Origin of the sequence: Aquimarina brevivitae, assembly GCF_004216895.1 — a bacterium.
GTDB classification, from domain to species: Bacteria; Bacteroidota; Bacteroidia; order Flavobacteriales; family Flavobacteriaceae; genus Aquimarina; species Aquimarina brevivitae.
In genome coordinates, this window is record NZ_SGXE01000005.1 from 11,753 (window position 1) to 24,582 (window position 12,830).

At 37.0% G+C, this 12,830-nt stretch carries 12 protein-coding genes; 5 read left to right on the forward strand and 7 right to left on the reverse strand.

The genetic code is table 11. The features are described 5' to 3' along the window. Nucleotides 1-23 precede the first annotated feature (23 nt). Complete coding sequence (locus EV197_RS14420) at nucleotides 24-1,583, forward strand: arylsulfatase (RefSeq protein ID WP_130287507.1); 1,560 nt, start codon at nucleotides 24-26, stop codon at nucleotides 1,581-1,583. A 160-nt stretch (nucleotides 1,584-1,743) separates the two neighbouring features. Further along, nucleotides 1,744-2,943 (forward strand): formylglycine-generating enzyme family protein, encoded by a 1,200-nt coding sequence (locus EV197_RS14425; RefSeq protein WP_130287508.1) that lies wholly within the window; start codon nucleotides 1,744-1,746, stop codon nucleotides 2,941-2,943. Between the two features lie 4 nt (nucleotides 2,944-2,947). Here the strand turns inward: EV197_RS14425 and EV197_RS14430 are convergent, their stop codons facing one another. The 5 genes from EV197_RS14430 to EV197_RS14450 all read right to left on the reverse strand — a co-directional run bounded on the left by EV197_RS14430 (nucleotide 2,948) and on the right by EV197_RS14450 (nucleotide 7,620). Further along, a complete protein-coding gene (locus EV197_RS14430) occupies nucleotides 2,948-4,390 on the reverse strand; it encodes a hypothetical protein (RefSeq protein WP_130287509.1) in 1,443 nt (480 codons plus the stop codon). A gap of 20 nt (nucleotides 4,391-4,410) precedes the next feature. Further along, complete coding sequence (locus EV197_RS14435) at nucleotides 4,411-5,424, reverse strand: DUF481 domain-containing protein (RefSeq protein WP_130287510.1); 1,014 nt, start codon at nucleotides 5,422-5,424, stop codon at nucleotides 4,411-4,413. A 6-nt stretch (nucleotides 5,425-5,430) separates the two neighbouring features. Further along, nucleotides 5,431-6,087, reverse strand: a complete 657-nt coding sequence (locus tag EV197_RS14440) for a hypothetical protein (protein WP_130287511.1) — start codon at nucleotides 6,085-6,087, stop codon at nucleotides 5,431-5,433. 16 nt (nucleotides 6,088-6,103) lie between these two features. Continuing rightward, nucleotides 6,104-6,655 carry a hypothetical protein gene (locus tag EV197_RS14445; RefSeq protein ID WP_130287512.1) on the reverse strand — a complete coding sequence of 184 codons (552 nt, stop codon included), beginning with the start codon at nucleotides 6,653-6,655 and terminating at the stop codon, nucleotides 6,104-6,106. 125 nt (nucleotides 6,656-6,780) lie between these two features. Next, the gene (locus EV197_RS14450; RefSeq protein ID WP_207224220.1) at nucleotides 6,781-7,620 is read right to left on the reverse strand and encodes a hypothetical protein; all 840 of its coding nucleotides are present in this window, start codon (nucleotides 7,618-7,620) and stop codon (nucleotides 6,781-6,783) included. Between the two features lie 208 nt (nucleotides 7,621-7,828). Here EV197_RS14450 and EV197_RS14455 point away from each other — a divergent pair, with 208 nt between their 5' ends. The 3 genes from EV197_RS14455 to EV197_RS14465 are packed head-to-tail and all read left to right on the forward strand — an operon-like array spanning nucleotide 7,829 to nucleotide 10,151. After that, nucleotides 7,829-8,257 (forward strand): PH domain-containing protein, encoded by a 429-nt coding sequence (locus EV197_RS14455; RefSeq protein WP_130287513.1) that lies wholly within the window; start codon nucleotides 7,829-7,831, stop codon nucleotides 8,255-8,257. Continuing rightward, a complete protein-coding gene (locus tag EV197_RS14460) occupies nucleotides 8,257-8,805 on the forward strand; it encodes a pyridoxamine 5'-phosphate oxidase family protein (protein ID WP_130287514.1) in 549 nt (182 codons plus the stop codon). The genes EV197_RS14455 and EV197_RS14460 overlap by 1 nt, the downstream gene beginning before the upstream one ends. 29 nt (nucleotides 8,806-8,834) lie before the next feature. Then, nucleotides 8,835-10,151, forward strand: a complete 1,317-nt coding sequence (locus EV197_RS14465; protein ID WP_130287515.1) for an MFS transporter — start codon at nucleotides 8,835-8,837, stop codon at nucleotides 10,149-10,151. Nucleotides 10,152-10,155: 4 nt separating this feature from the next. Here the strand turns inward: EV197_RS14465 and EV197_RS14470 are convergent, their stop codons facing one another. Then, nucleotides 10,156-10,968: a M23 family metallopeptidase gene (locus EV197_RS14470; protein WP_130287516.1), complete on the reverse strand. Its 813-nt coding sequence runs from the start codon at nucleotides 10,966-10,968 to the stop codon at nucleotides 10,156-10,158. Nucleotides 10,969-11,064: 96 nt separating this feature from the next. Continuing rightward, nucleotides 11,065-12,813 carry a TonB-dependent receptor domain-containing protein gene (locus EV197_RS14475; RefSeq protein ID WP_130287517.1) on the reverse strand — a complete coding sequence of 583 codons (1,749 nt, stop codon included), beginning with the start codon at nucleotides 12,811-12,813 and terminating at the stop codon, nucleotides 11,065-11,067. Nucleotides 12,814-12,830 lie beyond the last annotated feature (17 nt).

Genomic DNA, 12,830 nt, shown 5'->3' on the forward strand with positions numbered 1-12,830 from the left:
TTTAATTCATAAACTAAATTACAATGAAGCACAAATTATTTTTAGTCTTAGTACTCGTTAGTTTTTTTTCAGTTGCTCAATCCGACAAACCAAACATTTTGGTAATAATGGTTGATGATGTAGCGCCTAATGCGCTGAGCTGCTATTCACTGGGGTTACAGTACCCTACTCCAAATATCGACCGAATTGCTAAAGAAGGAGTGATTTTTACCGATCATTACTCACAACCCAGCTGCACGGCCGGTAGAGCTGCATTCATTACAGGTCAAAAACCAGTAAGAACAGGTCTAACCACTGTTGGTCAGCCGGGTAACCCTCTTGGGTTAAAAAAAGAGGATCCTACCATCGCGGAGTTATTAAAGCCTCTAGGCTATATGACTGCACAATATGGTAAGAATCATTTGGGGGATCGAAACGAACATTTGCCTACTGTACACGGTTTTGATGAATTTTTTGGTAATTTGTATCATCTTAACGTTTCTGAAGAACCAGAACAAGCAGATTACCCAAAAAGCAAAGAATTTGCTGAAAAATACGGTCCACGAGGAATCATAAAATCGTATGCTACTGACACCTATGATGATACGGTAGACCCAAGGTTTGGAGTGATCGGAAAACAAAAAGTGACTGATATTGGTCCCTTAACTTCCAAACGAATGGAGACCTTCGATGATGAACTGGTTGCGCTGAGTAAGGACTTTATGAAGCGGGCAAAGGATGCTAACAAACCCTTTTTCATCTGGCACGCCACAAGTAGAATGCACGTATATACGCACCTAAAAGAAGCTTCAAGAAATCTGGCTACTCCCATAAGTACGGATATGGATTTATTTGGTTCTGGTTTTATGGAGCATGATGGTCACGTAGGAGAATTGCTCGATTACCTTAAAGAACTTGGTATGGACAAAAATACTATTGTCATTTATACTACTGATAATGGCCCTGAACAAAGTACTTTTCCGCACGCAGGAGTTACTATGTTTAGGGGCGAAAAAATGACAACTTATGAAGGGGGATTACGATCGCCATTTTTAGTGCGTTGGCCAGGTAAAATACCAGCAGGTTTAATACGAAATGGAATCTCAGCTCATGAAGACGTATTACCTACCATTATGGCTGCCGTGGGTAACACCTCGATCAAAGACGAGCTGAAAAAAGGTAAAAAGGCTGGTGATATGACCTACAAAGTATATATTGATGGCTTCAACAATTTGGATTACTGGATGGGCAAAACGGATAAATCTGCACGTAATCACTTCTTTTATTACTACGAGGCAGGCTTAACTGCAATGCGCGTGGGTCCCTGGAAAATGCATTTTGCAACCAAAGAACGTTATTTTGATGATATGGTTCCGCATACCATGCCACAGCTATTCAACCTCAGAAAAGATCCTTTTGAACACTATGATGACATACAGGGGTTTGAATTGATAATGGAAAAATCATGGGTAATGCAGCCTGCAATTGGGTTATTGAATGATCATTTAGCCACTTTTAAAGAATATCCTCCAAGACAAGCATCGGCTTCTTTGGATATAAATAAGGCAATTGAAGCTATTTTAAGATCCAAAGCTAGGCAATAGCTCATCATCGCTGTCTCATTTTATTCTAAAAATAAGGGTATTTAAGGTTTATTATACTTCACTATATTTGGTAAAATAGCTTTAACTACCCTTGTTTATGCAGTAAAAAATCACTTTGCTAAACCCTTTACACTAAAAACTATACCTGAAGAACTCTATAATGAACAAAATTTTATTTCCGATTTTAGTACTATTTCCTTTAAGTGTTTTGACCATTTTAAGCTGTAAAAACAAACCAACGAGTAGTGATCCATTACAAAAAAATACCACGCTCTACTGCTACGTCCCATCAGATTCATTACTAGGTAAAGTCTATCTTGAAAATAAATTTCTAAAAAACATAGCCGCCATAACCCCTAACATAAACAAATTACAAGATACTACGGAAATGGTATTTATTGAAGGTGGAGTTTTTGAAATGGGAGGTGATATACCTGAATACGCAGAGCAAATGCCTAGAACCGGCTTACCTCAACCCGACGAATTTCCAAAACACACCGTACAGGTAGATAACTTCTATATGGATGAACACGAGGTTACAGTTGGGCAATTCTTAGAATTTGTCAAGGAAACAGGGTATAAAACCGTTGCTGAACAAGACATCAATTGGGAGGAATTAAAAAAACAAGTCCCTTCAGGTACTCCTAAACCACACGACAGTCTACTTAGAGCAGGTGCGCTGGTTTTTCAATATGTTCCTGAAAATACTCCTAAAGATGATTTATCAAATTGGTGGTATTTTAAAGCAGGTGCCAATTGGAAAAATCCTAGTGGAGTAGCAATTCCATTAGATGTTATTCTCAATATGCCGGTGACTCAAATATCCTGGTACGATGCCATGGCATACGCCAAGTGGGCTAACAAAAGACTACCAACAGAAGCAGAGTATGAATATGCCATGCGAGCTGGAGCAGCCAATACTATGTATCCCTGGGGTGATAGTTTGGTAAGTGACGTAACAGCCTATGGTAATTTTTTGCAAGGTAACTTTCCGTATACTAATACCGGACAAGATGGATATATCGGTACAGCTCCGGTTGGATCTTTTCCACCTAACGCCTATGGCTTATATGATATTGCAGGTAATGTGTGGGAATGGACCCTAGATTGGTATGGCGCTGATTATTATAAACATATTAGCCAAAACACTCAGCTATCGTATAATCCAAAAGGTCCTACCAAAACTACTGAGGTGTATCAACAACAAGCGACAAACAAAGTGGTTCGTGGTGGTTCATTTTTATGTAATGATAGTTGGTGTTCTGGTTATAGAAATGCTCGAAGAATGCGACTTAGTCCAGACTCTGGTATGCAACACGTAGGATTTCGATGCGTGCGATCGGTACCTAAAAATCAATAGGCATTTAAATCTTTTTAAAGTTAAACGTATATCCTAACAATAATCCAACGGAATTATAATTGGCATTGGTGATACTTGTGGCACCTTGTAGTAAGTTGTTTTCATTGGGGTTACTCAAGTTACCCACTTGTTCATAATTACCTTTACGTCCCGTACTAAATAATAAACCTAATGTAAGATCACTATTTTTATAGGTAAAAGTTGTACCTGCAGAAAAATGATAGAGATCCCAGGAGCTGATAGTAGTCTTAATACCTGAAGTATCATTCAAGGAGTCATCAAAAAAAGACTGATCAGTTCTAATACTTCCTACCACGGAGAGTGACTCTTTTATCCTATACTCATACCCTAAAGCTATATTGAATACTGATTTTGCACCAGCTCGCATATTCAAAAATTGATCACTACCTAGTTCTGGTGCTAATTCTGCCGGTCTAACAAAAGTATTAGGACTAACGCTTACCATATCATAAGGATCAATAGCCGCATAATATTGAACAGAAAGGCCAATAAAAGAAGTTCCATCGTTATAATTAATCCCTGCACTGAAAGATAAAGGTGATTTAAAAGTTGTTTTTAATTCAGCCTGCCGGTCAGTTGCTACACCGCTGAGTCGATCTCCAGCTGGATCAAATCGTATATTTCGGGCATTGATACTCGATGCCACACTGCCAACCCCAAACAAATTTATAGAAGGCGTCGTTAGTGTTACACCTCCACTCCATCGTTCTAATCTATAGGCTACACCGATTTTCACAGCATAGCGAACATTATAATATTCTGCATTTTGGGTAAAATTACCACCTATTAAAGTCTGTGACCCATCATTTAAAAAGACAAAAGCTGCATATCCCCTATTATACGTATGAGATCTTACGGTAAAGAGATTAGTAATCCCTATGGAGAGCTTCTCAGAAATCATCCTTCCTAATCCTAAGGCCATAGACACTTCATTTAGTTCTGTAGAGACACTACTTTCTCCTACCAATTCTTCAGCCCCAGGACTTTCGGCTTCACTTATGATATCAAAATCGCCGTCAACTCTGGCAATACCTTTAAAGCTGAAGTTCACAGGAGCCATAAAACCATAACCCAATTTCCATTTTTTATCCTTTATATTGATCATTCCACCTGCTAGCAAAGGTATGGATCCTAAATTAGAGCTTTTAAAATCAGACTCTTCTCCCAATGCATTAGCGATTTTGATATTCTCCACCCGATATGCGTTTGCATTCACAGAAATATTTGAGTTTTCAATAAAGCCTAAACCCCCTGGATTATAATAGATAATGGTATTGTCATTTACCCCTCCTAAAATAGCGCCAGATAGTAATGCGGTCCGGGTTCCATATTGCTGAGACCAGTAATGGGTATCCTGTCCATACCCAACAAAACGTACTACTACCAAAATATGAAAAATGAATAATGTATAACTTTTACGTATCATAAGATTAGTTTTTGGGTTAATTAAAGTTCCCAACCAAAAGTGGTTTGTAGGATATAATCATTTTCTGAAGCTCCTTCTACAGGTTGGTTATCATAATTATAAGTCACCCCTATCTTGATAAAAAACTCCAGTGGCAAATCATATTTTAAATCCAATTTGTAATCAAACCGCCAACGTCCACTTTCTGTTATACTCGGAAATGCAGTAAAATTGGTCACCAATTCAAAATCTCTAATATCAAAAAGATCTAAGGCTACGGTACAAAATGCCTCTAAACTACTCCTGCTTTCTTGAGTCGAACCAGAAAATTCTTCATTATTGTAGGCTAAGCCTCCTCCTGCACCAAAATATAATTGATTAGAATGGATGAAATATTTACCTGCTCCTAATCTATTGTTGACCCGTAATGCCAACTTTTGTTCGTCATTAGATAATATATCTGACCTAAATAAGGCAAAAATGTCTTTTTGAAGAAAGTAAGTAAACTGCATGTGAGCATCAATCCTTTCTATTTCTTGTATATTTTCTTGACTACTTCTTACATAGTCATAGGCACCTGTCAATTGCCAAAAATTAGCTGAATAGCCTAATTTACTTCGTAAGGTAAGCTGTTTTAAGTTTTTACTTTTCGTAAAATTTAATCCAAATGACAGTGAAGCATCTAATCTGGAAATAAAGCTAGATTTTACCGGTTTGACATATACAATATCTTTTATACTTACTTCTCTAAATTGCCCATTACTATATACATTCACTATCCCTTGTTTATCGTGTGATTTTAATTCACTGTTACACCGATCTCCATTGCTTAAGGTGATGAGATACATCTGATTACTACTTATAGCAACAACATCTACCCAAAGAATTGTAAAATCATCATCACTATACGAGGTTTCAAACGTTAGGATTCCATTTTCCATCTTTTTTATTTCTCCTATTAAATGATCTCCATTTTTTAAGGATAAGCTATCCGTTTGACCAAAATGGGCAAGCGTAGCAGTAAAGAAAAATAACACACAAAGCCAGTGATTCATAATGCTCTACTTATCGACTTTATCTTTTTGTAAAACTCCATCCTTTAACAATTGATTGATTACGGCTTGTGTATATCCCTCTACAAAATTTTCTGCACTCTGAGGGTTATAGGTTTTGGATTGAGCAGACCAAAGAAGTTCCTCATTTTTTACATCATATAAATTGCTCTCTACATAATATACATTGGTATTTTGATAATATCCTGGTTGTTGGGCTACCTGATAAAAATTAGTATAGTAACCATAGTAATTTCTATAATACCCAAACCCTGCAGGAGCATATGTTGTAGTTCCAGGAACATATCGAGTTACGGTTTCTTTATCTTTTAGATATACCGTAAAAATGGTTTCCATACCCGTTGACCGAATCTTCTCTAATACTTGTTCTTTGGATGGGGTTTCTGAAGTAAAAAAAGAACTTTTAAAGACCTTATTACCTTCAATAGATTTAAGACCTCTCTGTCTAGCCTCTGCCGCCAGATTACTTTCGAGCTTATTTTTGATTTGTGGACTTGGTCCCATAACCTCAATAAAAACACTACCGTATTGATTAGTATTCAACAATTCGGTATTAGTCCAGGAGCCTGTCATTTTAGTATTCAGCCCTCCACAAGATAGCATCAACAATGATAAACTAAGTAGTATGCCTATTGGATATTTCATAAGTTAGTATGTTAAATTAAAATTTTTTGCTCAGTACAAAACCTACACCACCGACATCATAAATCTCTTTATGTAAGTAATCAAGTGCAACAGAGAGTTCCCAATCCCTATGTTCTAATACTATAAATTCACTTCCTATCCTGACTACCCCCAAGGTTTCATTTTCATCAGACTCTATGCCGCCTCCTATGGACACAGACAATTTTGGCACTACCTGATAGGCTAACCCCAAGGATATTACCAATACATTTTCACGTTCTATAAACACATTATCGCTTTTCTCTACCTCTATATTTATGATTTCAATATTGTTATAGGTTCCAATAGCCCATCGCTTAGTAAACCAGTATTCATATGCGATCCCAAAAGAAGGAGCGACAATAAACTCTTTCTTATTCGTTTCAGGGTCTCTTCCTTCTGGTATCCAGGAATACCCTGTGTATATACCGAGTTTATGCCTATGTGATGCTACATCGATTCTTTCTTCTTCTTCTTGGGCTAAGATTGGTTGCGTACTGAACAGTATAATGCAGCCTATAATTTTTACTATACTAGTATTTACTTTCATCTACTATTTTAGTAATCTGATATGAAACATAATTTAAAAGCCTGTAGCTCCTTTTACTGACGAAACGATAAACTTTGATACTTAATCTCCTGGTAAGGGATCAGCAATCAATTATTACATACTGGTTATTGTGCTTCGTTCTCAACCTTCGGTCGTTTAGGAAACAACAACACTAGATTAAAGCGAAAACCAAAATCAGGGTTAAACGTATTATTACCGTAATATACTTTGGGTCCTCCTCCCAGTTGTACTAATTGCTTGCCAAACTTGGTAACTTTAGCATAATAAAACCCTACGACCCCACCAAATATTTCATTTTCCCAACTTTGGGTATTTTCCGATGCTATCGTATAGGAAGCACCATTAGGTGTGGCATAGGTAAAGAAAGGTTGCATAAAACTAACACTAAGCTCTTCACCATCCCCAGCATAGGACCAGAGATGATTGACTAAACCTCCAAAAGTATAAGGGCCTGATATCTTTAAAATTACAGCATTTGGCCCAGCAGCCCACGTATTACTTTTAAAAGCATCTTCTGTTGCCGTTGGTAGAAGCAACACAGGGCCTACTCCCCAAACAAGTCCAGAAGAAGTGGCTTCTTTTGGCGAAAAGAAGAGACTTTGGGTAATATCACCTAAGCCCGAGTTGGAACTTCCGTCAAACACAACATCCTTTTGGTCAATAAACGGAACAATAGTTCTGCTTATTAAGTTCCAGTCTTTACCAATACTAAAAGGTATTACGGGCTGAACATTAAGATTATATCGGAATCCCTCGTTAGGCCCCACTGAAAAGTCAAAATTGTTTTGAAATGGTAAACTTATCAAACTGGCAACAGGATTAGCTAACTGTTTGGCTAATTCTTCGGTGGATACCCCATCGCCTTGCGCAACAAGGTTACCATAACTGCAAACAATAAGTAAGAAGATGACAAAATTTTTACGGACTAGTAAATGACATTTCATACGTTTTTTCTTAAAGTTATTGTTAATTCCTATGGCTCTTAAAAGGTTTAACATTTTCTAAACAAAAAACTAATAATCAATACTTTAACCGTAGAAAAAATAGGGATTTATAGTAATTCACCCTTAAACTTCTATCTTTTTTATACATTTTCTTCTATAGTTATTTGTATTTTTAACAGCACTAGTCACACAATGAAATTTTTAACCCATGACTTTTAAAACCCGAAGAGATCCACTATTTTCATTGATACTACTTGCTGTGGTTATATTTCTTGTTTATATCTTTACCATTGCGGTTATAGAAATGGAAACATTTGAAGCCGCGGATATTTTTACCTCGACCTTAGTGATTGTAGTACTGATATTTTTAATTTGGTCCTATTTGGATACCCGATATATCATCACCAACGATAAATTGAAATATATCTGTGGACCCATTAGAGGAACCATCAATATTGAGGATATTAACAAAATAACGCTTCATAAAACGCTTTGGGTGGGTTTCAGGCCAGCGATGGCACGAAAAGGGATCATCATTCATTACCAAAAATTTGACCAACTTTATATTTCTCCATCTTCAAACCAGTCATTTGCAGATTATTTGACTTCCTTAAACCCTAAAATCATCGTAGACTAATGGGAAAACAATTTGAAGCCTTGACACCGCAGCATACTGAATTTATAAAGGCTCAAAAAATCTTTTTTGTCGGAACAGCTGCTACTACAGGTAGCGTCAATATATCTCCAAAGGGTATGGATACGTTTAGGGTGATCGATGCTAACAAAATTGTGTGGCTCAATCTTACCGGAAGTGGTAATGAAACCGCAGCACATTTGCTACAAAATTCGAGAATGACTATTCTTTTTTGTGCTTTTGAGGGTAAACCCCTTATTTTAAGATTGTATGGACAGGCTAAAATTTTTCATCACGGAGAACGTGGTTTTGATACTAACATAGCGCTTTTTCCTGATATACCTGGATCCAGACAAATTATCGAAATGAAGATTGAAAAAGTACAAACCTCCTGTGGCTTTGCAGTACCCTTCATGGATTTTAAAGAAGAACGCACTCAATTAAAATCCTGGGCAACGAAAAAAGGTGACGATAAGATTAAAGCCTATTGGCAAGAAAAAAACAAAAAAAGCATTGATGGTTTTGAAACCAATATGAGCGAGTATCTTTAATTTAGGCACACCTAACACAATCTTTCTCCATGAGTACGAAAACCAAATTAAGTTTAGAAAAATTATACGACTTAGTGAATAATGAAGAGGATGCGCGAATTTGTAAAGATATTCCTGATAGTGCCTGTCAGTATACCCCTAAAAACTATTTTGTAATACTCTTCAGCAATACCCTAACTAAATTAGGGGATACGCTAAGTAATCCTAAAACTGTATTGGCTTGGATTATGAATTATATCAACGCCCCAGTATTTTTAATTAGTTTCATAGTACCGATTAGGGAGTCGGGTTCAATGTTACCACAAATCCTTATTGCCAATTACATCAGAAAATTACCCGTTCGAAAATGGATTTGGGTAATTGGATCAATTTTGCAAGCCATTGCATTGGTAGGAATGGGCTTTACCGCTTTAAATTATTCGGGTACGTTAGCAGGATGGTTGATTGTTGGACTACTCGTTGTTTTCAGTCTATCCAGAGGATTATGCTCTGTGGCCTCTAAAGATGTGTTGGGCAAAACCATCCCTAAAACACGACGCGGAACATTAAAAGGCTATACCGTTTCGGTCTCGGGTGTATTGGTATTAGTGGCTGGTTTGTATTTACTATTTAAATCCGAAGAAGAGTCCACGATAAGCTTTTATAGCTATATCCTATTTTTTGCAGCTTCCTTATGGATCATAGCTGCACTCATCTATAGTTTTATATTTGAAAGAAAAGGTGAAACGGATGGAGGAGCTAATGGTTTTACTGAAGCAATTTCAAAATTAAAATTAATCAAAACCGACACGCAATTCCGAAATTTTGTGATTTCGCGATCCTTATTGCTCTGCTCGGCACTTACTGCTCCATATTACGTAGTCTTAGCACAGCAACACACCGGTACAGAATCCTATATACTAGGGTTATTTATAATTTCTAACGGGATTGCTTCGATAATTAGTGCTCCCATATGGGGGAAAATGGCGGATCGCTCCAGTAAGGATGTGATGAGTAAAGCAGCATTGGTTACGGCTATATTAGGTATTTTAGTTTTTATCATTGTAACCTGGATACCCACTCTCAAAACTCTGGTATGGACCTACCCAATTGCATTTTTTATTTTAGGTATAGCACACAGTGGTGTACGTTTAGGTAGAAAAACCTATATCGTAGATATGGCAGGGGGCAATAAACGAACCGATTATGTTGCGGTAAGCAATACCCTTATCGGATTTATTTTATTAGTAACCGGAAGCATTGGTGCCTTAGCTTCTACAATCAGTACAGAAGGTATCATTTTAGTTTTATCGCTACTAGGACTAGTGGGCGCTTATAAAAGTTACCAATTACCTAATGTAGAATAACGCATCAATACGCCCTTGTGTATTGTTCTTTTTCCTGTAGTTGAACCGCTTCCTTACCTTCTCCTATACGAAATTTGGTAGGAATAGTCTTCATACTTTTTATTTGTTGGGTATATACTATGAAATGCAAATGAGGGCCTGTTGCCCAACCGACATCACCGCTATATCCAATAAATTGTCCTTTACTGATTGCATCCCCTACCTCAACTTTAGCCCCACCTTTTTTGATATGGGTGTATTCTGCAAAAGTACCATCAGGATGATAAATTGTAATGTAGTTATTATATTTTGCACAGGATTGATCGGTACAACGCTTTGAAAAGCTTTCTTCTACATCAACAACAATACCCTCTCGGGCTGCATAAATTTTTGTTCCTATTGGCATTTTAAAATCCAAAGCATACTCATTGGCGTGCGAAATGGAGCCATTATACCCCTGTGTCAACCAAAAGGTTTCTCCTGTACCAAAAGGTAAATTATACGCATAATCCTGATCATAGGTTTTAAGCTCATGATCTCCAAAATTATACGTTGTGGCAAAGCCAAATTTTATAGGTTTCTTTCGGTCTATTACGGTTAATTCTGTGATAGGATAAGCCTTAGATTGGGCAGGAATCACAAATATTTTTTTATCTCCCTGAGAACTCGTTAGATTGGCGATTTTGAGATTTAATTCGGCAGAGACCGGTGCGTATTCCTTATTATCAGCTACTACTAAAAAACCGTCAGCCGTTTCCTGATAATAAATCTTAAAATTTTCTTGAGCTATGCCACTGCAAACCATCAAAAAAACAACCCATAAGAACAATTGCTTCATTTCTTTTTTTACGATATTACTGAGCAATAACTATACCAAATAAACAACTGTAAAACAGTAACTTAAATCAGTTCAAAAAATCGAGATATAGCGTAGTTAGTAATTAAACTTATACGTTAGTCCACCAAGCACCTGTATCCCTTGTACCGGAAAATTCACCCAACGTTCATAGTTGTTACCGAGCAAATTGTTTCCTTTTACAAATACCGATAGTTGATCGCTAAATCGATACCTAACCGATATATTGGCATCCATATAACTATCTAAGGTTATGGAAGGATCAGGATTTGAAGGCGTAGGTGCTTCTGTAGAATCAATATCCATACGTTCTCCTACATAAAATGTCTGAGCGCCAACCGACCAATTATCATCAATTTGATAATTCAGCATAAGAGTAGCTGTTACCTCGGGTAAATTCCAGGCTTCCGCTTCGTTATCCGTGGTGTAACTGGCATAGGTACCATTGATGCCAAGGGTAAAGGTTTTATTAATTTCAAAATTTAATTCTCCATAAACCCCTAAACGCTCTACAGTATCGTAGCGATACGAATACGAATTTCCATAATCAAAATCCTGAAGCTGAATCACTTCAGGGCGGTTATTGACAAAGAGAGGTTTTCCCTCTTCAGCAGTATAGCTTGCTTTTACTTTATAATTTACGAGGTCGCTGATCTTTCCCTTCAGCCCCAAGTATGCATCATATTGTTTATTTGTAGGCGCTATAAACAAGGTAGGCGACACAAAAGGATTTTCTTCAACTGCTTGTTCATAAGTATTTTGTTTCAGTTCTCCTTCAATACCTGCATAGGCGATTACCATATCATCCAGTAATTGATAGGATGCCGTTACATTTGGATAAATGAACACATCAGACTCACTATTTTCGGTATCCAAACTAAAGTAAATAGAAGCTCCAAGGTTTAACCTAAGATTATCCCGTAAAATAGACACATTGGGGTTTACACCTAGATTTAAAAAACCATATTCATTTGGAATCTGTAAAGACTGATTTAAATCTCTTTCAAAACTACCAGATAGATAATCTACAATGATGTTGGTCGTTATCAATTCCTCTCCAATCTCAAGATGTAAGGTAGGAGAAACAACCGCATGATGTTGTATTGAATTATACGCATCTCCAAAATAGTTGTAGCTGATTTCGCCTTCTTTAAAAATCGCATCATCAAATTTAACCTTAGCCGTTAATCCCGCTCCGAAATAACTTTGTTCGGGATCAATTGCAGCTATTTGTTCAGCTGTAAGCTCTGGCTCTTCTGGTAAACCATACCAATTAAAAAGCTGATGAGAAACATTCACCCCAATTCCATACGTATACTTCCGCGCTCTAGAGGTATAATTTAAATCTAAGTACGTTTGATAAAATTTATTTTCCAACGCTACATCATCAATCCCCCCTTGAGAGGAATTATGATGCAAAAATACTCCTGCATTATCTGTTCGATTAAGTTCAAAATTACTATAAAACTCACCTAAAACTGAGGTGTAATTACCAAAACCTAAGGTAGCATAATTATCATAAATGGTTGCTTTTTTAGGGCGATCAATGCTCGCTGCTCTACCTTTTGCCGGAGTAAAAGTAGACGCTACCGGAACCGAAAAAATACTGTATTGTACCGCTTTTTTCTGTTGTGTTATAGAGTCTTCAATTTTGGGATTCGTTTTAATCTTAGAGGCATCTTGTATGGTTGGTGTATACGCTTTAACGATCATCACCTTTTCGGTTCCAATATTTTTGTCCTCCTGATCCTTATCTTGTGCTAGTACACTATGACTAGTTAAAAATATACAGACAAGCCACACCGCTTGTTTACATTTTTTTTGCATAAAACAATTACTATTAT

Bases quoted from the DNA above. Each gene is read 5' to 3' on its own strand.
- EV197_RS14450 (WP_207224220.1), bottom strand. From the start codon at position 7,620: ATGAAATGTCATTTACTAGTCCGTAAAAATTTTGTCATCTTCTTACTT.
- EV197_RS14435 (WP_130287510.1), bottom strand. From the start codon at position 5,424: ATGAATCACTGGCTTTGTGTGTTATTTTTCTTTACTGCTACGCTTGCC.
- EV197_RS14475 (WP_130287517.1), bottom strand. From the start codon at position 12,813: ATGCAAAAAAAATGTAAACAAGCGGTGTGGCTTGTCTGTATATTTTTA.
- EV197_RS14460 (WP_130287514.1), top strand. From the start codon at position 8,257: ATGGGAAAACAATTTGAAGCCTTGACACCGCAGCATACTGAATTTATA.
- EV197_RS14440 (WP_130287511.1), bottom strand. From the start codon at position 6,087: ATGAAATATCCAATAGGCATACTACTTAGTTTATCATTGTTGATGCTA.
- EV197_RS14420 (WP_130287507.1), top strand. From the start codon at position 24: ATGAAGCACAAATTATTTTTAGTCTTAGTACTCGTTAGTTTTTTTTCA.
- EV197_RS14470 (WP_130287516.1), bottom strand. From the start codon at position 10,968: ATGAAGCAATTGTTCTTATGGGTTGTTTTTTTGATGGTTTGCAGTGGC.
- EV197_RS14425 (WP_130287508.1), top strand. From the start codon at position 1,744: ATGAACAAAATTTTATTTCCGATTTTAGTACTATTTCCTTTAAGTGTT.
- EV197_RS14465 (WP_130287515.1), top strand. From the start codon at position 8,835: ATGAGTACGAAAACCAAATTAAGTTTAGAAAAATTATACGACTTAGTG.
- EV197_RS14445 (WP_130287512.1), bottom strand. From the start codon at position 6,655: ATGAAAGTAAATACTAGTATAGTAAAAATTATAGGCTGCATTATACTG.
- EV197_RS14455 (WP_130287513.1), top strand. From the start codon at position 7,829: ATGACTTTTAAAACCCGAAGAGATCCACTATTTTCATTGATACTACTT.
- EV197_RS14430 (WP_130287509.1), bottom strand. From the start codon at position 4,390: ATGATACGTAAAAGTTATACATTATTCATTTTTCATATTTTGGTAGTA.